Origin of the sequence: Paenibacillus mesotrionivorans, from assembly GCF_046098205.1 — a bacterium.
GTDB lineage: Bacteria > Bacillota > Bacilli > Paenibacillales > NBRC-103111 > Paenibacillus_AR > Paenibacillus_AR mesotrionivorans.
This window is the reverse complement of record NZ_JBJURJ010000006.1, coordinates 149,418-168,783: the sequence shown is the minus strand read 5'-3', so window position 1 is coordinate 168,783 and position 19,366 is coordinate 149,418. Positions and strand designations below refer to the sequence as shown.

The window sequence follows — 19,366 nt, the reverse complement described above, 5'->3', positions numbered from 1 at the left end:
TAAATTCCGGCCTAAACCTGAAGTGAGCGCGGTCATGTGACCGGACTGGGCCACTGTTGGGAAAGGAGACTATGCAAAAAGACGATAACGCGCTATGATAGATGACAGCAATTGGTAAAACCGTTCCACAGCGAGAGATTGTGCCTTCTTGAGATGGATATACGGTTGCAAGGCAGGCGTGCCGGAGCGGCAAGGATAGAGACTGTGACGAAATAAAGTACCGCTAATTTGCCGACAAAACTCCCAAAACCGTGGAGATTTTGTAAGCAAAAGCGGGTACTAATTTCCTCGCAGCTCCTTAGCCGGAAACCGGCGCATCCCATCAGGCAATCGAGACACAGGAGGTAGACATGAACGAACCCATTGTTACGCTGCAGAATGTCACCAAAAGAATCGGCGGCAAAACGATCATCGATAAATTAAGCTTTCAGGTTCCCCAGGGGGAGGTTTTTGGCTTCCTGGGACCTAACGGAGCGGGTAAAACCACCACCATCCGGATGATGGTGGGGCTGATGTCCTTATCCGAGGGAGATATTCTCATCGGCGGGCACAGCATCCATACTGATTTTGAGAAGGCGATCAAGCAGGTAGGAGCCATCGTGGAAAATCCGGAAATGTACAAGTTTCTGTCCGGATGGAACAACCTGGTCCATTATGCCCGTATGGTGCCCGGCATCACCCATCACAGGATTGCCGAGGTAGTCAAGCTGATGGGGCTGGAGAACCGGATCCATGACAAGGTGAAAACCTATTCTCTGGGCATGCGCCAACGGCTGGGCGTTGCCCAGGCAGTGCTCCATAAGCCAAGGCTGCTGATTCTCGATGAACCCACCAACGGTCTTGATCCTGCCGGAATCCGCGAGCTGCGGGATTACCTCCGCCAGCTCTCCCGTGATGAAGGAGTATCGGTTATCGTGTCCAGCCACCTCCTCTCGGAGATGGAGCTGATGTGCGACCGGGTGGCCATTATCCAGAACGGGCGTCTGGTGGATGTGCGCACCACCAAGGAGCTGGTCCAGGAGGGAGGGCGCGGCACCGTGGTCTTCGAGGTATCGGACACCAAGCTGGCGCATCAAGTGCTGGCCCAGAAAGACGGGGCCTACCCGGCGGAGCTCCAGCAGGAGGGCATTGTTTTGCAGTTGGACCGGGAGGAAATCGCCGATGTCACCGCTCTTTTGGTCCATGCGGGGGTGAAGATTTTTGGAATCCATCCGGTCACCACTTCGCTGGAGGACAAATTCCTGGAAATGACGGGAAGTGATCAAATTGCTTAGCCTGCTTCAAAATGAAAATATGAAGATTTACCGCCGTCTCCGCACCTGGATACTGATCGGTATTCTCGTGGCCATCTCCTGCTCCTTCTCCATTATCAGCAGAATGACGGATACGGGGACCAATGAGGGCTGGGAGGTCCGGGCCCAGGCCAGGCTGCAATCCAACCAGGCTTACCTGGAGGAGAGCAACCGACTTCCGGTGTTGGCGCAGGAGGAGATCAGGCGCTCCATTGTGCTGGACCAGTACCGTCTGGATCATGATATTCCCCCGTCGGAGAACACGCTGTGGGGTATGGTGCTGTCCATGTCCATCCTGATTCAGCTGGTTACGATTTTTACAGTGGTCATTGCAGCGGATATTGTAGCGGGCGAATTCGCCACAGGCACCATCAAGCTGCTGCTGATCCGTCCGGCGGGCCGGGCCAAAATTCTTTTGTCCAAGTACATATCGGTAAGTATGTTCTCCCTGCTTTTGCTGGTGGTGCTGTTTGTTTCCTCCTTCCTGGTCAACGGTGTGCTGTACCAGTTCTCGGATATCGGCTCTCCTTACCTCCATGTGGCCAAGGATATGACCGTGCAGGAAAGCAGCATGGTGCTGCACGTGATGAGTACATACGGGCTGAAATGCATCGAACTGATTATGATCGTTACCCTGGCCTTCATGATTTCCACCGTATTCCGCAGCAGCTCGCTGGCGATTAGCATGTCGCTATTATTTTTATTCCTGGGGCAGGCGATCACCAACTTCGTGAGCTACTGGAGCTGGGGCCGGTTCTGGCTGTTCGCTAATACGGACCTTACCCAATATATCGAGGGCAAGCCGCTGATGGAGGGCATGAACATGACCTTTTCCATTATTGTGCTGGTAGCATACTTCCTGCTGTTCAACTTCCTCTCTTGGACCATCTTCCAAAAAAGGGACGTGGCTGCCTGAGGCGACACGCTCCGCCCGCGAAACCTTGTTTCAGATAACCGCCTTCCGTTTGCCGGAGGCGGTTTTTTATGGTTTGCTCCTGCGGCCTGCGGGGAATACTAAAAGTCTGGCCTCAACGGGCGACTCTGTCAGGGAACCGCTTGCGGAACGGAATCGATAGGGAGGGGATATTTTGTTCTGGGTCATCTTTCTGCTGTGCCTGTATCTTCTCCAAACAGTTCTACTGCTGGTTGTGGAACACCGCCACCCCGCCAAAGCCTTGGCCTGGATGGTCATCCTTCTGGTGCTGCCCGTAGCGGGGCTTGGCCTTTATTATTTCCTCGCCCGGCAATACCGGCACAAGCGGCGGATCAAGCAGCTGCCCAAGGGAGCTTGGGAGAGGCTGCACCGGGAGATGGACCGGCTGTCCGACCTTTACCGGCCGGATCCGGAGGAATCGCGGGAAATCGGGAGGGCGCCGCGGCTTCTGGGGCTGCTGGGAAATTTGCCGGGGGCACCTATTACCAGGGGCAATACGGTGGAATTTTACCATGAAGGGAAGGAGTTTTTTCCTGCGCTCCTGGAAGCTATGGACGGTGCACAAGACCATATTCATATGGAATATTACACCATCCGGGATGACGGGATCGGCCGGGCGTTCCGGGATATGATGATCAAAAAAGCCCGGGAAGGCGTGGAGGTCCGCCTGTTGTATGACGGCATCGGCAGTGTGGGTCTGGCCGAGGGGTATATAGAGCGTCTGGAGGAAGCGGGTGTGGAGACGGGATGCTTCCTGCCGCCCCTGGTGGCCCTCCTGGACAAACGGCTGAATTACCGCAACCACCGCAAGATTACAGTAATAGACGGCAGAACCGGCTTTCTCGGAGGCTTCAATATTGGCGACGAATATCTGGGGAAGGATCCGAAGCTGGGCTTTTGGCGGGATACCCATATGCGGGTGGATGGGGATGCGGTGTACCGTCTGCAATACACCTTTCTGCGGGATTGGTTTCTAGCGAAGGGACAGCTGCCGGAGGGAGCTCGTTTTCTGCCCGAGCAGGAACAGAAGGGCCAGGAGCTGGTGCAGATTCTTAACAGTGGCCCCGACAGCAAATGGGACGCCATGCTGGAGCTGTATTTTTCCGCAATAGCGGCAGGGGAACGGAGGGTGTGGATGGTTACCCCGTATTTTATTCCCGAGGGAGGCATCCTGCTGGCTCTGAAGACCGCGGCCCTAAGCGGAGCGGATGTGCGAATCATTCTGCCAGCCATCCCTGACTCACGGGTAGTGTATTGGGCCTCCCTCTCTTACCTGGAGGAGCTCCTGCAGGTGGGGGTAAAGGTTTTTTTGTACCAGGGCGGCTTTATCCATGCCAAGGTATTGATCGTAGACGACAAGCTGGCTACCGTGGGTACGGCCAATATGGATATGCGCAGCTTCTTCAGCAATTTCGAGCAAAATGCAGTGCTGTTCGACCGCCATCTGGTGGCCAGGCTGGCAGGCCGGTTCCAACTGGATCTGCGCCGGTGCCGGGAGCTGGAGGCTTCGGAATTCAAGGGGCTTCCCCGCTGGAAAAAAGTCAGGGAAGGCCTCGCCAGACTCCTGGCTCCGCTGTTCTGACGGCTTGCTACAGCTTGTTCAGGAACCGCAGCACCTGGTCCAGGGATTGGGGCGCAAGCTTCTGGATTAGATCCCCCATCCGGGCCAGCCGCGGGCCGATGGTCAACAGGTTGAAGTCCTTCGGGCTGCAATTGGCCTCAACCTCACTCCATAAGAGCGGGGTGGAAAGGGTAGCGTGGGCTTTGGCCCGCGGGGTATAGGGAGCGGATAAGGTTTTGCCGTACCAGTGCTGCAGATAATCCACATAAATCCGGTCGCCGCGATTTTTCTTCAGCCGTTCGATGGTGAACAGGTTAGGGTGGCTTTCCACCAGATATTTCCCCAAGAAATACCCCGCCTCCCGCAATTGGGCGAAGGTATATTGTCCTGGCGGGATCGGAATATAGAGCTGGACTCCTGTGGCTCCGGAGGTTTTGGGGACAGATTGGATGCCCATCCGCTCCAGGGCCTGACCTGCCAGATAAGCGGCCTCCATAATCCGCGGCTCCTCCTCTAAGCTGGGGTCAATGTCGATAAGCCATTCCGCAGGAAGCTCTGATCCGATTTCGTGCAGGGACGGGTGAAACTCCAGGCATGCCAGATTGCCCAGCCAGACCAGCGTGGGGATGGAGTCCAGCACCACGTACCGGATACCCGACAGCTCCGCTGTAGGGACGAAGGACGGCAGGGGCTCCGGGGCATTTTTCTGGTAAAAAAAATCAGGGTCGCCTGCTCCATGCGGATAGCGGATGGTGGTTAAATAGCGGTTCCTCGTATACCTCAGGAGGTATGGGGCAAGCTCGATCAGCTTCTGTAGATAAATCAGCTTGGTGACCCCCATCTCCGGGTAGAGAGGTTTGTCCGGGTTGGTGATGGTCAGTTCGTGGCCTTCGATGGTCACCGTGCCGGTTACGGTTTTGTGCGGCTTCGGCCGCGTGGTGGAAGGCGGCATACGGGCATTCCTCCTGCTTGGGCGTGTTTGCAAACTCTAATTAAGGACATTTAGGACGAAAAGCATTGAAAGAAGCCCTCCAGTGGTCGGTTAAGTCAAGGAATGGGCAGGGTTACCAGCTTGGAATGGCGGAGGAGGCCTGCGTCGGTGACCTCCAGGCCTGTCACCCGGCAGCGGAAAGGCTGGAGGAGCCAAGCCAGGCTGATCCGCTTCAGGTCCGGCGGCAGAACCGGAAACGGGCCGGGCAGTCCGGAGGGAGGCGGAACCCGGACCGGCAGGGTGGAGAGCCGGCGTTTTTGCTGTTCATCCAGACCCAGGGACACCCTTCCGAAATAGCTTCCTTCGAAGGCCATAATCAGGCTGGCCAGCCGCCCTTCATTGTACGTAAAGCCAACGATATCCACATCCTCCTGTATGGAGGTTTTTTTCTTCAGCCAGTCCCGGTGCTTCTTACCTTCCTTATACACACTGTCCAGCCGCTTGGAGACAATCCCCTCCCAGCCCTGGGCCTCTACCCAGCTCCACAATCCGGCACCATCCGTAAACAGGTCCGTCACGAACAGCCGCTCCTGCTTCACGGGAAGAAGCCGCAGCAGCTCCTCATGCCGCTCCCGGTAAGGACGTCCCCGCCAGTCTTGGCCCCGGGAATACAGCACATCAAACACGGCATAACGAACCGGCTCCGCGGCTCCCGCCTTGGCGATGACTGCGGGGTTACGCAGCCGCTCCCGCTCTAGCACCCTGCGGAAGACCGGCCGCTGCCGCCCCTGATCGAAGACGAAGGCCTCTCCGTCCAGCAGGCAGGGCTCCTCCAGGGTAGAGAGCAGGGCAGCCAGCTCCGGGTAGGCGCTGTTCTTTGGCAATAGCCGCCGGGAGAACAGCTCGGCGCTGCCCGGACGGATGCGGGCCAGGAGCCGTACGCCATCCCACTTGAGCTGGTAACCCCAGTCCTCTCCCGTGGGGATGATGTCCTCGGATACGGGAATCATGGGCTCTCCCGGGAGAAGAATGGGACTGGCCGTATTGGTTGTGCCGTCCATCTAGAGGGTCTCCTTGGACGGGACGTCCTTTGAGGATTTGCGGGGACGGCCGCGTTTGGGCTTGGCGTCCTCCGTTCCCGTCATCCCTCCTGCTTCTGCCGGAGAGGCCGGTTCACCGGCGGTTGGGGCCGAGGCCGGGCTTGGGGACGCGCTTCTTCTGGCAGACGCTGTTGTACCTGGGGTCTTGGCAGCTGCGGTGCCTCCGGGCTTGGCTCCGCTGCGCGCCGCCTCCAGACTGGCCTCCAGTGCGGACATCAGGTCGATGACATTGGTCCGCTGCTGCTCCGGTGCCACTTGGATTTCCTCGCCGGCTACCTTGCGGGAAATGGCTTCATAGACCGCGCTGCGGTACTCATCGGTATATTTCTCCGGCTCAAAAGGAGTGGAGAGCTGGTCGATGAGCATTTTGGCCATGGTCAGCTCCTTGTCGTTGACGTTGGCCTGCTCGGGAAGATTGGGCACCTGGCTGATGGGCCGGATTTCGTCGGGATAGAAGATGGTTTCCAGCGCCAAACAGCGGTCCACCACACGGATGGCGGCCAGGCTGCTTTTGGAGCGGATGGACACCTTGGCGATGCCGATTTTACCCGTTTCCGTCAGGGATCGAAGGAGGAGATTGTAGGCGTTGGAGCCGGTATCCGCGGGGGCCAGGTAGTAGGTCTTCTGGAAATAAACCGGGTCGATTTCCCCCAGCTGGACAAAGTCCAGAATCTTGATTTCCTTGCTTTTCTCCCCGCTCAGCTGCTCCAGCTCCTCCTTATCGAAGATGACGAAGCGGCCAGGCTCATGCTCGTAGCCCTTGACGATCTCCTCCCAGGGCACCTCCGTTTCGCAAGTTTGGCATTTGCGCACATACGAAAGCGGGGTGGAGCAGGGCTTGTGGATCATGCGCATGGAAATATCCTTGTCCTCGGTCGCCGAGAACATCTTCACCGGAACATGAACCAGGCCGAAGCTGATGGCCCCTTTCCAGACGGTATGCATGGGAATCCCTCCTGTGTTTTGCGTAGTTGCGGGGTGCAAAGTAAGTGTGCCCATAGTCTTTGCTTTAAGGCGGCTGCCCATGCGCCGGGGGGAGGAGAGGAGAAGCTGGGGGGAGGCTAGCATGAAAACGCGTTAGAAGGGAGATGAGGCGAGCTAATGGGGCAGGAATCGGGTTAGGGGGACAAGGGACAGTTAAGAGGAGGAGAAAATGGATTAGTTGAAGACAAGTAACGGTTAAGCGGGGAGGAGTTAGGGGGAGGGATGGGGCGGTTTTAAAGAGGAGTGGGCGAACGGGTAAAGGAGGGGGCGGACTGGTAGAAGTGGGATATGCTCTGATAGGAGTGGGCGTGGTGAATCACCCGCTGCAACAAGCCCAAATGCAAAAGTGCATCTATTTCTTCTGCGGCAGAATCCCGAGGATGCCCCAAATGCAAAAGTGCATTTATTATCCACAAAATGAACCCACTTGGCGGGTTTCACAAAAAATAACTGCACTTTTGCAGGATGGAGGGCCAAAACGCCGATTCGGCCCAAAATAACTGCACTTTTGCAAGATAAGCCGGGGAGAGAGCGCAGGTAAGCAGGAGAAAGTGGCCTGGGAGCGCACCAATAGAGTTAGTCGGAAGCAAGCAGCATGGGAGCGCACTAAGAGAGCGTTAGTTAATAGAAAGCAATTGGAGCACTCTAGATACGGTGACACCGGCATCGCCGAGCGCTCCCTTCACTTGTCCTTTTGTAGCCTGAAGGCGCTGGGGAGCTGGCCGGTGTGGGTCTTAAACAACTTGGTGAAATACTGCTTGTTGTCGTAGCCCAACAGGAGCGAGATGTCCTCCACGGTTTTGTCCGTGAGCTTCAGCAGCTCCCGGGCCTTGTCCATTTTGACCCGGGTGGCGAACTCCACGAAGTTCTCCCCGGTTTCCCGCTTGAACAGGCGGCTCAGGTAATTGGGATGCAGGTGCAGATGCCGCGCGGCATCCTCCAGGGTGATCCGCTCGTTCCAGTGGACGGACACATAACGCTGGCACTCCATAATCTCCCGGTTTTTGGACTCCTGGTACACCTGGCCGGCCCACTCCACCGCCTGGAGCATGTAGGAGCGCAGCCACCCCTCCAGCTCTCCCAGACTGGTCAGCTCCATCACATCATGGTGCAGCACCTCCGAGGCATAGCTGGACTGGTAATGCTGCAGGGATTTCAACCGCATCCGGATATCCAGGATAATCTTCAGCAGCCATTCCTTCACCTCCACCGGATTAAACCGGTGGTACTGGATAAAGGCCAGCCACTTGGCGATAAATGCCTCCACCTGCTCCGCCTGCTCCTCCAGCACCGCGCGGCGGAATTCCTCCAGGGCGGTCACATACTCCGCCAGCAGCAGATCCCCGGAGCCGAAGCTGCCCTGCAGATGCTCCAGCCGCAGAATGGAGGCCTCCGGCCAATAGAAGCGGCTCTGAGCTGCGGCAATTTCCTTGTTCACCACCTCCCGCAGCTCCTTGCCGTCCGCCACTGGCGTGCCCGTCACGAAGGTGAAGGGGGTTTTGCCGAACTGCAGCAGGCATTGCTGGAGCTTGCGCAGGGTGTCCTCCATCCGCTGCCGGTTATTGATATGCAGCTGCGAAAAATGCGGGAACAGCAGCACCAGCTCGCCGCTCTCCAAGGAAAACACAGCCGCTTCTCCGGCCACAGGCAGCTTTCCGTTATCCTGTCGTTTTCCGTGTTCCTGCGACTTCCCATACTCCTGCAACTTCCCGTGCTCCGTCAGCTTCCCATTATCCGTCTGCTTCCCGTGCTCCGGGCGCTCACCGGGTGCCAGCAGCTCCTCGGCGATATTTTCCGCCGTATACACCAGGAGCTCCCGGGTCTGGAAACGCCGCAGCGCCTCCCGCATCCGGCAGGGAAACCCCAGAACAGGCACATACGAGGTGCCCCGGCTGAATTCCACACCGTACTCCGCCGCCTGCCTGCTCCATTCCGCCGGGTCCAGCAGGGGGCCGCCCAGTGTGTTCCGCAGGAAAATCCGCTTCAGGTCGCTGCGGTTGCGCCGTAAGCTCTGCTCCAGCTCCCGGCTTTTGTGCCGGACCACCGCCTCGCCGTCGAGTTCTTTTTTGAGCCGGATCAGGAGCTCCGTGATGGTTTTGGCCGTCATGGTTTCCTTCAGCACATATTCGCTGACCCCTAGCTTCACCGCCATCTGGGCATAGCCGAATTCGTCGTGGCAGGAGAGGATTGCCGTCTTCAAACCTGGCTCCTCTGTACGGAGCACCCGGATCAGCTCCATCCCGTCCATCTCCGGCATGCCGATGTCCGTGATCAGCACCTCCGGCGGGGCCTCACCCGCCGCCGCCAACGCCTCCAACGGGCTCTGGAAGGTCCCCGCCAGTTGGAAGCCCAGCCCGTTCCAATCCACCGCACCCGCCAAAAACTCCAGCACCGGCAGATCGTCATCCACCAGCATTACACTATACATAAGGGGTTTCCTCCTCCCGAAGCGGGATCATAAGCCGAATCACGGTGCCCTCATTTTCCCCGGAATCGATGGCAAAATCCACCTTCTCCGCGGGATAAACCAGCCGCAGCCGTTCGTAGACATTGCGCAGCCCGATGCCGGACAGGGCCGACGTGCGTTTCTCCGTCAACGGCTCAGGCTCATTGGAAAACACATGCCGCCGCAGCTGCTCCAGCCGCTCCGGGTCCATGCCTGCGCCGTTATCCTCCACCGCAATCAGAAGGCGCGAACCCCCGTCCGTGAGCCTGCTGGTGATGGCGATAACACCCTCCTTACGCTTCAAGCCATGCTGGTAGGCATTCTCCGTCAGCGGCTGCAGGATGAACCGGGGGACCTGGCACAGAAGCGTATCCGACGCCGCAGATACCTCCAGCCGTACCGCACCGCCGTGGCGGGAATTCACCAGCCTCACATAATTCTGGATAATATCCAGCTCCTCATGGAGCGGAATAAACTCATTATTCCGGTTGATGGTCATCCGCAGGAGAGAGGAGAGGGAGCTGATCAGCTCCGCATTTTCCTCGTCGCCCTTCATTAAGATCTTCAGCCGGATGGAATTCAGCACGTTGAACAAAAAATGCGGATTAATCTGCGCCTGGAGCATCGCCAGCTCTGCCTTGCGCTTCAATTCCTGCTCCCGCCGGTTCTCCTCCAGCGTGGCCTCGATCCGGTCCAGCATCCGGTCGAACACGTACCCGAGGCGTCCCACCTCATCCGGGCCGGAGATGTTGGAGCGCTCCCCCAGCCGCCCGTTCTGGATGCGGACCACCGTCTGGACCAGCCGCCCGATGGGTTTGGTCAGGGTGCCCACCACCGAAAGCAGAATAATGGCGAACAGCACCAGAAACACCAGCTGGATCACAAAATCCGTCCGGCGGAAGCTTTCGATCCGGCTGGCTGCTTGTTTGTAGGGGCTCATGCTCACCAAGCGCCATTCCGGGGTGACCTGCTCCGCCAGCATAATGAACTCCTCCCCCGCCACCTTCAGGAAGGATACCCCGCCGTCCTGGGGCAGCTTATCGTAATAGGGGAAGGGTGTCCCGATGCCCGCCGAACCCTCCCGGTCCACCAGCACCTGACCGTTGCGGTCTACCAGAAGCATGGTTTCATTGGTTTTGGACTGGGCAAATAAGCGCTGGATCACGTCCATCTCCAGGCTGACGATTACATAACCGTATACCACATCCGCTGAGCGCAGGGGTTTGGCCGCCGTGAGCAGATAAGGTCTGCCCGGATTTACCAGATAATTGGGCTCCGCCCCTACCCAGCGTACGCCATAGGCGGAAACCCCGGACAACCCCTCGAACCAGTCCCGCTTGGTAAAATACGAAGGATGAAAGCCGAAGGTGCTATAGCTGGCTACATATTCTCCGTTTGGCAGCAGCACAGTGGCGTACATATTGCCGAAGGAGTTCATCACCGTTTCCAGCCGCAGGCTGATTTTCTGCTTGTGGGCCAGCATATCCCCGGTGCTTAGGGCAAGATCGTTGCGCCCCAGCTCCCGGATGGAAATTTGCATATCACTGTCAAATTGGACGAAGTTCATTACATAGACCAGATTTTTGATCTGGCCCGCCACCACCTGATTTACAATCCGCAGGGATTCCCGTGAATTGTCGGTCACCTGAGTGCGGACCACATCCCGGGTGAGGAAGTTCGACACCAGCATGGACACGAGGGAGGGCAGCACCAGGCAAATCAGAATGGTGAGCATGAGCTTGTTGCGGAGCGACAGCTTGTGGAACCAGCGCAGCACAGGAACCGCCCCCCTCTCTTGTTGGATGGGAAAAAGGGAAAAGAAGAGGGGCTTTCTGCCTCTCCTCTCCCATTATACAGACAATCTATACCTAATCGCCGGACATATCCGGACTGATAAATTATTTGCTGCTGGTCTTGATATCGTTGAGCTTCTTGGTGGTGGTTTGGATGGTTTTCTCCAGATCCTGTTTGCCGGTCAGATACAGCTCCACCTGGCTCAGCAGCTCTTTTTCCTGCTGGAGGGAGAAGGTGGGAGGAACGATAAGCTTGGTGGCTTTGTTCACCTTCAGCGTAGCCAGGAGAGAGTCCTTGTCGATAAACTTGGCCAGCTCCGGCTTGCCGCTTTTGAGGATCGCTTCGACGTTTTTGTTCAGGTCGGCTTTTTTCCAGCCGGAGAAAAACATACCCTGCTCCAGCATACCCTCGGTGGTATACCATTTTACAAATTCATAAGCAGCCTGTTTGTTCTTGGAGGAGGCCGCAACCCCTACGAAGTCCGCATTGATGGAGGTGTAGCCGTTGGGGTCCTTGGCGTCAAATTTGGGATACGGAGCAAACACGGTGTTGAACTTGCCGTTCAGAGCAAGCTCGCCTACCATCCAGTTGCCGGTGAGCAGCATGGCGGTTTTGCCGGCGTAGAACACATCGCGGTAGCCCATCTTTTGGGAGACGACATCGTAATAGGGCACAGAGGACTTATCCACATTCTCCATTTTGTTGCGCAGCTCCAGAGAGAAGCGGTACTTGGGGTTATCCACATTGGGAGTACCGTCCTCCTTCACGAAGAAGGGCAGCTCCGGATCGTTGGACAGGGCCAACTGGGCATAATCCTTCCAGGTGTGGAAGTAGGAGCCGTACACCTTGTTGGCACCTTCGCCGCTGGTCAGCTTTTTGGCGTATTCGGCATAGTCGTTCCAGGTCCATTCTGTAGGCACCGGGAGCTTGGCTTGATCCAGCTTGTCCTTGTTCAGGAGCACCAGCCACTCGATCATTTTGCCGGGCAGGGCGTAGTATTTGCCGTTGACGCTGGTATCAATCTTGAACTCGGCCTTGGGATCAAAGCCGTCCTTCTTCATGTACTCGTCCAGAGGCTCCAGCATACCTGCGCCTACACGCTGCGCATAGTCCGGGGCGGCGGAATACATGATGACGTCCATTTGGTCGCCGGAGGCAGCCAGCAGGTCCAGCTTCTTCATGCCCTCCTGGGAGTCGCCCTTTTCGGACAGGCCTTCATAGACGACCTTGATGTTGGGATGGGTTTTGTTGAAGGCGGCTACCGTGGCGTTCCAATTGCCCTGGGGCTCGGTGTACCAGGCCTGGACCTTGATGGTAACCGGAGCGGCTGCGGAACCGCCCGGAGCGGCCGATCCTCCGGCAGCAGGTGTGTCCGTTCCCCCGCCGCCGCAACCGGCCAGAGCAGCGGTTGCCGCCAGTGTGCCGGTGAGCACAAGCAGGCTTCTTTTCACAAAAGGCGTATTTCTCATGTTTGACCCCTCCAATAATGGATAATGGCTTGAAAGCCCTTGCAGGCTCTTGCAACCCGATGGTACCAAACCGTCCTGCCGGTGATGAGTCAATTTATTAACCGGAAACGTTCAATTTATAACCTGTGGAACCCCAAGTCCCCTCAGCCTTTGACTCCGCCCAGGGCGATGCCTTCAATCACATGCTTCTGCCCGATAATAAAAATGATGAGCAATGGCAGAATGGCGGAAACGGCCCCGGCCATAATGAGGGAATACAGTTCCCCGTTCAGGGTGGCGAAGGAGCGGATGCCCAGCTGGATGGTGAAGAGGCTTTTGGTCTTCAGGAAAATCAGCGGCCCCTGGTAGTCGTTCCAGGTCCAGATAAACCGCAAGATGGCATAGGTGGCGATGGCCGGACGGACCAGCGGTGTGCAGATGGACAGGAAAATGCGGATATGTCCGGCGCCGTCGATTTTGGCGGATTCCATATATTCGTCATGGATGCCCATGTAGAATTGCCGCAGCATGAAGGTGCCCAGAACGCTGAAGGCACCCAGCATCACTAAACCCAGGTGGGTATCGAACAATCCCATCCAGCGGAACAGGAGAAACTGCGGCACCAGGATAGCCTGCTGGGGAACCATGTAGATGGCCAGCACCAGGATAAATACCGCTTCTCTGCCGCGGAACTTCACCTTGGCGAAGGCATAGGCGGACATGGCCGCGAACAGCACCGAGGAAAAGGTAGTGAACAGCGTCACCTTAATCGAGTTCCAATAGTACAGCGGAAATTTGGTGGTTGTCCAGACCTCCTTGTAATTTTCCACGGCGTTCCAGTTTTTCGGAATCCATTCGATGGGGTATTTGAACACATCCGCCTCCGGCTTCATGGATGTGGAGATCATCCAGAAGAAGGGGGTCATAAACAGGATGCCCAGCACGGTCATGATGAGGGTCAGCAGAATTTTTTTGGCCAAATCGGATTTGTGGCGCATGGGGGCTTCGGCTCCTTTCCTAACAAATCGCATCAGTAGTTCACCCATTTCTTCTGCCCGTACCATTGGATCAGGGTCACCAGGAGCACGCAGAACAGAAGCACAATGGCCATGGAGGAGGCATAACCGGACTGCAGGTTGACGAAGGCCGTTTCATAGAGCCGGTATACCACCACGGTGGTGGAGTTAGCGGGGCCGCCGTTGGTGAGCACGGCAATCAGGTCGAAAACCTTGAAGGACCCGATAATCCCCGTTACCAGCAGGAAAAAGGTGGTCGGCGACAACAGCGGCAGGGTGATCCGGAAAAATTGGCGGAGCTTGCTGGCGCCGTCGATTTCCGCGGCTTCATACAGATCCTTGGGGATGGACTGCAGGCCGGCCATGAAGATGATCATGTTGTAGCCGATGTTCACCCAAATCATCAGCCCCATGACGCAGTAGAGGGCGTAATCCGTGTCCCCCAGCCACTTCGGCGGGTCCTCCATACCCAGTGACATCAGCACCTGGTTGATGGGGCCGTAGGAGGGATGGAGCAGCACCTGGAAGACGATGGCGACGGCTACGATGCTGGAGATGTACGGGATGAAGTAAACCACCTTGAACAGGTCCTTGAAGAAGATTTTCTGGTCGATGAGCACCGCCAGCACCAGAGAGATAGCCAGGGTGATGGGCACCACCAGCATCAGGATCAGGTTGTTCTCCAGGGATTTCAGGAAGATGTCGTCCTTGAACAGCCGCAGGAAGTTGTCCAGTCCGACGAATTTGGTTTTGGAGAAGCCGGAGACGAAGTTCCAGTTGGTGAAGCTTAAGAAGAAGGAGGCCAGGATGGGAAACAGGGTGAACACCAGGAGGCCGATGAGCATCGGGCTGATAAAGGCGTAGCCGGCAATGTCCTCCCGCAGCTGGAGAAGGTTGCGGCGGCGTTTGGGCGCAAGCGCCGGTGTTGGCGTCCGGGTCAGGGGAAGGGCCTCGGCGGTCCGGTTTTTCATGGGTTGTCGTCACCTCGGAATATAGGATAGAGGCTCGTAAGCCGGGTATATGGCTATTGTACGGGCTGGGGACGGGGCGGCATAAGGACGGATTCCAACCTGTTGGAGTCAAAATTGTACTTTTTGGGTGGGGGGGGAGGCTGGTGTTGGATGGAGTGGAGGAAGGTGCGGGAGGTAGGGGGTCGTGTGAGGATGAGGAGAGAGGGGCGGAGCTGGATGGATGGTGACCGGCGTGAAGATGGCGTGGTGAGGGAGAGTCGAACCGTTCTGGGGTTTCCAGTAAATAACGCCTTGGTTGTTTCCGCTATTGGTGCTGTGGAGCCCCAATTGGCCCGATTAGAGAAGTGCTTTTTCCGCTATTGAGGGAAATGCCCCTGTCTCAGCGGGGAAAGGGAGCGGATAGCGGAAGATCCCCTTCCGCTATTAAGGCTTTTCGTCTGCAGAGCGGAAACTAGCGGAAATCAGGTTCCGCTATTTATGAAACTACACGATACAGGAGCTTACTCGTTGGAGAGGGTACTGAGATAATATAGGCAAAAGGCGGGTGCAGGGACAGAAGACTCGGGTTTTAATCTGTTGAGGCTGTGCTATAATAGGTAGAATAAGGAATGGAGGAGTTTATGTATGCCCCGGGTGGATGAATTCGGGTTAATCCGGCTGCTTACGGGAGGCCGCAGCAATCCGGCGCGTGTGGAACAAGGCCCTGCAGGAACCGGGGACGGTGTAGCCGTCGGCATCGGAGACGATGCGGCCGTGCTGGATGGACGGAGCGGTTTTCAATGGGTGGTTACCTGTGATACGATGGTCCGGGACATTCACTTCAAACCCGAGACAATGACCTATGAAGCCATCGGCTACAAGGCCATGGCATCCAATATAAGCGACCTGGCCGCGATGGGGGCCATTCCCCGCTTCGCGGTGGTGGCGCTGTCCGTGCCGGCGGATATGGAAACGGAGGCCCTCCGCGAGCTGTACGATGGCCTCTATGCCTGCGCCAACCGCTACGGCGTGGCGGTGGTCGGCGGGGACACCACCTCCTGTCCCCGGGATATGACTGTGTCCGTCACCGCCATCGGCGAGGTGGAGACGGACCGTGCTCTGTTGCGCAGCGGCGCGCGCCCGGGGGACACGGTGTTCGTCACCGGTCCCCTGGGCCTCTCCGCCGCCGGGCTGCACCTGCTCCTGGCCGCAGGCCGGAGCGCGTATGATCTGGCCGGGCTGCCGGAGGAGCGGCAGCGGCTGGTGCGGGCGCACCAGTTCCCCCAGCCTCAGGTGGAGGCGGGGCGGATTTTGGTGCGCAGCGGGTTGGGCCGGTCGCAGAACGATGTCAGCGACGGTTTGGCCAGCGAGGCCTGGGAGCTGGCGGAGGCCTCCGGCTGTGTCATCCGGCTGGAGGAGACGTTGCTGCCGGTGGACTCCGCTCTCTCCGGTTATGCCCGCGAAGCCGGGCTTAACCCGCTGGAGCTGATGCTGTACGGCGGGGAGGATTACCGCCTCACCGGCACCGTGCGGGGAGAGGATGCGGCGGCGGTGCAGGCTCTTTTTGATGCGGAGGGACTGGAATTCCATGTGGTGGGCCATGTGCTGGCCGATGAGGATTCCGCGACGCCCGGCGTGCTGCTGAAGCGCCGTGACGGTAGTATTAGTCCGCTGCAGAAGCGGGGGTACAATCATTTTAAGGAAGACCAATCAGCCGATGCTTAAGGAGGCAGCCGCTATGGATGCGCATTCCACAACCTATTGGTACGAATCACGGGAGGAGCAGGACACCTACCGGCTGGCCAAGGAGCTGGCCCGGTTTTTTATACCGGGTTCGGTGATCGGGCTGGACGGGGATCTGGGCGCCGGCAAAACCACCTTTTCCAAAGCGGTGGGACAGGCCTTGGAGGTGCAGGAAACCGTCAACAGCCCTACTTTTACCATTATCAAAGAGTATGAGGGGCGCACCATGCCCTTTTATCATATGGATGTGTACCGCATCTCCCAGGAGGAGGCGGAGGATATAGGGTTGGACGATTATTTCTACGGAGACGGCGTGACCCTGGTGGAGTGGGCATCCATTATCCGGGACCTGATCCCGGAGGAGCATCTGTCCGTATATATCGAGAACACCGGGTGGACGGAGCGCCGGTTCCGGCTGGCTCCCGTGGGGGCCGTCTACAAGAAGTGGTGTTCGGATCTAAAGGAGCAGGGAATTATTCATGATGAACGACAGGAATCCTGAGCATGATGTGGAAATAAAAGGAGATCCCCAACCGGCATCCGGTGAACTTTCCGGCCAGGATGTGTCGGGAGGGCTGCTGCTGGCCATCGACAGCGCGACGTCGGCTATGTCCGTGGCGTTGGTGAAGAAGGGAAAGCTGTTGGCGGAGGTGAATTCGCTGGTCGAGCGTAATCACTCCGTTTATTTGATGCCTGCCATTGAAGAGGCTTTGAATCAGGCGGGGCTTTCCCTGGGCGCTTTGCAGGGGATTGCCGTTGGCAAGGGACCTGGCTCCTATACCGGGGTACGTATCGGAATTACGGTAGCCAAAACGATGGCATGGACCTTGAAGCTGCCTGTAGCAGGGGTATCCAGTCTGGAGGCGCTGGCGGCGGGAGCCTTGGCCGAATGGCGGAAGCAAGGTGGCGCAAGCAGCCGTGTTTGGGTGGTGCCTATGTTGAATGCCCGGCGGGGGCAGGCTTTTACGGCGCTGCTGGAGCTCCGGGAACGCGAAACGGTGGGGGCGAAGGATGCTCAGGAGAACGGGAGCGTTTTGCCTGCCATGTGGCCGGTTTCTTCACCAGGCTGGTTGTGCCGCGAGGAAGACGGCATCCGTTTGATGGAGACCTGGGCGGACCGGTTGCTCGAGCTGCTGGGACAGGAGCAGGAGCCTCCGGAGGCGGTGCTGTTTGTGGGTGAGCCCCAAGAGTTTGGAGCGGTGACGGAGCGGTTTGCCCAAGCTGCGCCGGAGGTTTCCGGGGACAATGTGCGGACAGAGGCGATTCCCTGTGATATCCACGCCGAATATACGGGGTATCTGGGAGAGCTGCGTTTCCGCTCCGGTCAAGGAGACGACGCGCACACGCTGCTGCCCAATTATGCCCAGCTGGCCGAAGCCGAGGTCAAACTTGCTGAAAAACAACAAACCAAATGAAATTATATAGTCAGGAGGGAGCGGCATGGAGCTTCCTGTAGCAGACGGCTTGGGGCCTCTGTTGTCTCCGGTTTTCCGGCCGATGCGGGTTGAGGATATCGGGAGTATTGTTGAGATTGAAAAAGAAGCCTTTCCCACGCCCTGGACGGCCGGGGCGTTTCAAAATGAGCTGTCCAACAATCATTTTGCCCATTATCTGGTTATGGAGGTGGAGGGCGACATCGCCGGCTATGCGGGCATGTGGGTAATTATGGATGAGGCCCATGTGACCAACATCGCCATCCGGTCCATGTACCGCGGCAAAAAGCTGGGCGAACGACTCTTAACCGAGCTGCGCAGCAAGGCCAACTCGCGGGGGGCCAAACGGATGACCCTGGAGGTGCGGGTCACTAACCGGATAGCGCAAAATTTGTATGAAAAGCTGGGCTTCCGTTCCGTTGGCGTGCGCAAGGGCTATTATACGGATAATAATGAAGATGCGCTGATCATGTGGGCGGATATTCCGGAGGAGCGGTGGAAAACATCATGATGGACAAAATGAAGCTTCCGGCTGTGCCTCCAAGCACACCATCGCTGATTCTGGCGATCGAAACCAGCTGTGACGAAACCTCGGTGGCAGTGGTGGAGGACGGGCGGATCATCCGCTCCAACATCATCTCCTCCCAGATCGAAACCCACAAGAAGTTCGGCGGGGTTGTGCCGGAGGTGGCGTCGCGGCAGCATGTGGAGAGCATTACGTGGATTATTGAAGAGGCTGTGGAAAAAGCGGGCATCCGTCTGCAGGATGTGGATGCCGTGGCCGTAACTCAGGGGCCGGGTCTGGTAGGCTCCCTGCTGGTGGGATTGGTGGCCGGCAAAGCTCTGGCCTTTTCCCTGGGATTGCCGCTGATTGCGGTGCACCATATTGCCGGTCATATCTATGCCAACCGCTTCGTCCAGGAGCTGGAGTATCCCAGCCTGGCACTGGTGGTGTCCGGCGGACACACGGAGCTGGTGGTGCTGGAGGGGCCGGGCCAATTCCGCATTATCGGGCGGACCCGGGACGACGCCGTGGGCGAGGCCTACGACAAGGTGGCCCGGGCCTTGGGGCTGCCGTATCCCGGCGGCCCCCATCTGGACCGGCTCGCGTTGGCCGCGGACGGGGCAGTGCAGCTGCCCCGCGCCTGGCTGGAGCCGGATTCCTACGATTTCAGCTTCAGCGGGCTGAAATCGGCGGTGTTGGCCGCGCTGAATACGGCGCGGATGAAGGGGCTTGACCTTGCTGCAGACCACGTGGCAAGGGGGTTCCAGGACTCCGTCATCGACGTGGTGACGGAGAAGGCTATGCGCGCCGCCAAGCAGTTCGGCGCGAAGCAGCTGTTGTTGGCCGGAGGCGTAGCGGCCAACAAAGGGCTCCGGGAGAGCCTCACGGAGCGGTGCCGGCAGTCCCGGCTGCCGCTGGTTGTTCCTCCCCTGGAGCTGTGCACGGACAATGCGGCGATGATCGCCGCGGCCGCGCACTTGAAGTGGGAGCGCGGGGAGTTCGCGCCGATGACGTTGAAGGCGGAGGCCGTCCTCTCCCTGGAGGAATGGTCGGTGAAATCATAACAGAGCAAAGCGAGAGCAGCCTGCGGTATCGGGGCTGCTTTTTTTTGATGTGGATAAACTGGTGGCAGAACTGGTTATTTCAACAGGATCTCCACAGCCGCCAATATGAGTAGTGTCATGAATTCATACACAGAGGCATGTGGATAAAGTTATCCACATGCCCTG

Annotated in this window: 16 protein-coding genes; 8 read left to right on the top strand and 8 right to left on the bottom strand. The window is 57.8% G+C overall.

What is annotated here, in order from left to right; all coding sequences use genetic code 11:
* The first annotated feature begins 350 nt into the window (after positions 1-350).
* The 3 genes from ACI1P1_RS10770 to cls all read left to right on the top strand — a co-directional run bounded on the left by ACI1P1_RS10770 (position 351) and on the right by cls (position 3,808).
* Positions 351-1,274, top strand: a complete 924-nt coding sequence (locus ACI1P1_RS10770) for an ABC transporter ATP-binding protein (protein WP_416216386.1) — start codon at positions 351-353, stop codon at positions 1,272-1,274.
* Complete coding sequence (locus tag ACI1P1_RS10765; RefSeq protein WP_416216385.1) at positions 1,258-2,208, top strand: ABC transporter permease; 951 nt, start codon at positions 1,258-1,260, stop codon at positions 2,206-2,208. The genes ACI1P1_RS10770 and ACI1P1_RS10765 overlap by 17 nt, the downstream gene beginning before the upstream one ends.
* 172 nt (positions 2,209-2,380) lie before the next feature.
* On the top strand, positions 2,381-3,808 hold the full coding sequence (gene cls / locus ACI1P1_RS10760) for a cardiolipin synthase (RefSeq protein ID WP_416216384.1): 1,428 nt from the start codon (positions 2,381-2,383) through the stop codon (positions 3,806-3,808).
* Between the two features lie 7 nt (positions 3,809-3,815).
* Here cls and ACI1P1_RS10755 read toward each other — a convergent pair whose 3' ends face one another.
* The 8 genes from ACI1P1_RS10755 to ACI1P1_RS10720 form a co-directional block, all read right to left on the bottom strand.
* Complete coding sequence (locus ACI1P1_RS10755) at positions 3,816-4,739, bottom strand: DNA polymerase domain-containing protein (protein WP_416216383.1); 924 nt, start codon at positions 4,737-4,739, stop codon at positions 3,816-3,818.
* Positions 4,740-4,834: 95 nt separating this feature from the next.
* Positions 4,835-5,779: an ATP-dependent DNA ligase gene (locus ACI1P1_RS10750; RefSeq protein WP_416216382.1), complete on the bottom strand. Its 945-nt coding sequence runs from the start codon at positions 5,777-5,779 to the stop codon at positions 4,835-4,837.
* Positions 5,780-6,763, bottom strand: coding sequence for a non-homologous end joining protein Ku (gene ku / locus ACI1P1_RS10745; protein WP_416216381.1), 984 nt, complete (start codon positions 6,761-6,763; stop codon positions 5,780-5,782).
* 721 nt (positions 6,764-7,484) lie between these two features.
* On the bottom strand, positions 7,485-9,230 hold the full coding sequence (locus tag ACI1P1_RS10740) for a response regulator transcription factor (RefSeq protein ID WP_416216380.1): 1,746 nt from the start codon (positions 9,228-9,230) through the stop codon (positions 7,485-7,487).
* Complete coding sequence (locus ACI1P1_RS10735) at positions 9,223-11,025, bottom strand: cache domain-containing sensor histidine kinase (protein ID WP_416216379.1); 1,803 nt, start codon at positions 11,023-11,025, stop codon at positions 9,223-9,225. The genes ACI1P1_RS10740 and ACI1P1_RS10735 overlap by 8 nt, the downstream gene beginning before the upstream one ends.
* Before the next feature lie 121 nt (positions 11,026-11,146).
* Positions 11,147-12,511 (bottom strand): ABC transporter substrate-binding protein, encoded by a 1,365-nt coding sequence (locus tag ACI1P1_RS10730; RefSeq protein ID WP_416216378.1) that lies wholly within the window; start codon positions 12,509-12,511, stop codon positions 11,147-11,149.
* 143 nt (positions 12,512-12,654) lie between these two features.
* Positions 12,655-13,488: a carbohydrate ABC transporter permease gene (locus ACI1P1_RS10725; RefSeq protein ID WP_416216377.1), complete on the bottom strand. Its 834-nt coding sequence runs from the start codon at positions 13,486-13,488 to the stop codon at positions 12,655-12,657.
* 32 nt (positions 13,489-13,520) lie between these two features.
* Positions 13,521-14,477 (bottom strand): carbohydrate ABC transporter permease, encoded by a 957-nt coding sequence (locus ACI1P1_RS10720; RefSeq protein ID WP_416216376.1) that lies wholly within the window; start codon positions 14,475-14,477, stop codon positions 13,521-13,523.
* A 624-nt stretch (positions 14,478-15,101) separates the two neighbouring features.
* On the opposite strand from ACI1P1_RS10720, the gene thiL reads away from it, so the two are divergent.
* Genes thiL through tsaD form a run of 5 tightly spaced genes read left to right on the top strand, consistent with a single transcriptional unit; the run spans position 15,102 to position 19,201 of the window.
* A complete protein-coding gene (gene thiL, locus ACI1P1_RS10715) occupies positions 15,102-16,181 on the top strand; it encodes a thiamine-phosphate kinase (protein WP_416216375.1) in 1,080 nt (359 codons plus the stop codon).
* Between the two features lie 13 nt (positions 16,182-16,194).
* A complete protein-coding gene (tsaE, locus tag ACI1P1_RS10710; RefSeq protein ID WP_416216374.1) occupies positions 16,195-16,701 on the top strand; it encodes a tRNA (adenosine(37)-N6)-threonylcarbamoyltransferase complex ATPase subunit type 1 TsaE in 507 nt (168 codons plus the stop codon).
* Positions 16,679-17,614 (top strand): tRNA (adenosine(37)-N6)-threonylcarbamoyltransferase complex dimerization subunit type 1 TsaB, encoded by a 936-nt coding sequence (gene tsaB / locus ACI1P1_RS10705; protein ID WP_416216373.1) that lies wholly within the window; start codon positions 16,679-16,681, stop codon positions 17,612-17,614. Before tsaE ends, tsaB begins: the two co-directional genes overlap by 23 nt.
* 25 nt (positions 17,615-17,639) lie before the next feature.
* A complete protein-coding gene (gene rimI, locus ACI1P1_RS10700) occupies positions 17,640-18,143 on the top strand; it encodes a ribosomal protein S18-alanine N-acetyltransferase (protein WP_416216372.1) in 504 nt (167 codons plus the stop codon).
* Positions 18,140-19,201, top strand: coding sequence for a tRNA (adenosine(37)-N6)-threonylcarbamoyltransferase complex transferase subunit TsaD (gene tsaD, locus ACI1P1_RS10695; RefSeq protein WP_416216371.1), 1,062 nt, complete (start codon positions 18,140-18,142; stop codon positions 19,199-19,201). The genes rimI and tsaD overlap by 4 nt, the downstream gene beginning before the upstream one ends.
* The last annotated feature ends 165 nt before the right edge of the window (positions 19,202-19,366 follow it).

Excerpts from the sequence above, each read along its gene's own strand:
- ACI1P1_RS10770 (WP_416216386.1), top strand. The coding sequence starts at position 351 with ATGAACGAACCCATTGTTACGCTGCAGAATGTCACCAAAAGAATCGGC.
- ACI1P1_RS10755 (WP_416216383.1), bottom strand. The coding sequence starts at position 4,739 with ATGCCGCCTTCCACCACGCGGCCGAAGCCGCACAAAACCGTAACCGGC.
- ACI1P1_RS10750 (WP_416216382.1), bottom strand. The coding sequence starts at position 5,779 with ATGGACGGCACAACCAATACGGCCAGTCCCATTCTTCTCCCGGGAGAG.
- ku (WP_416216381.1), bottom strand. The coding sequence starts at position 6,763 with ATGCATACCGTCTGGAAAGGGGCCATCAGCTTCGGCCTGGTTCATGTT.
- ACI1P1_RS10740 (WP_416216380.1), bottom strand. The coding sequence starts at position 9,230 with ATGTATAGTGTAATGCTGGTGGATGACGATCTGCCGGTGCTGGAGTTT.
- ACI1P1_RS10730 (WP_416216378.1), bottom strand. The coding sequence starts at position 12,511 with ATGAGAAATACGCCTTTTGTGAAAAGAAGCCTGCTTGTGCTCACCGGC.
- ACI1P1_RS10725 (WP_416216377.1), bottom strand. The coding sequence starts at position 13,488 with ATGCGCCACAAATCCGATTTGGCCAAAAAAATTCTGCTGACCCTCATC.
- ACI1P1_RS10720 (WP_416216376.1), bottom strand. The coding sequence starts at position 14,477 with ATGAAAAACCGGACCGCCGAGGCCCTTCCCCTGACCCGGACGCCAACA.
- thiL (WP_416216375.1), top strand. The coding sequence starts at position 15,102 with ATGCCCCGGGTGGATGAATTCGGGTTAATCCGGCTGCTTACGGGAGGC.
- tsaE (WP_416216374.1), top strand. The coding sequence starts at position 16,195 with ATGGATGCGCATTCCACAACCTATTGGTACGAATCACGGGAGGAGCAG.
- tsaB (WP_416216373.1), top strand. The coding sequence starts at position 16,679 with ATGATGAACGACAGGAATCCTGAGCATGATGTGGAAATAAAAGGAGAT.
- rimI (WP_416216372.1), top strand. The coding sequence starts at position 17,640 with ATGGAGCTTCCTGTAGCAGACGGCTTGGGGCCTCTGTTGTCTCCGGTT.
- tsaD (WP_416216371.1), top strand. The coding sequence starts at position 18,140 with ATGATGGACAAAATGAAGCTTCCGGCTGTGCCTCCAAGCACACCATCG.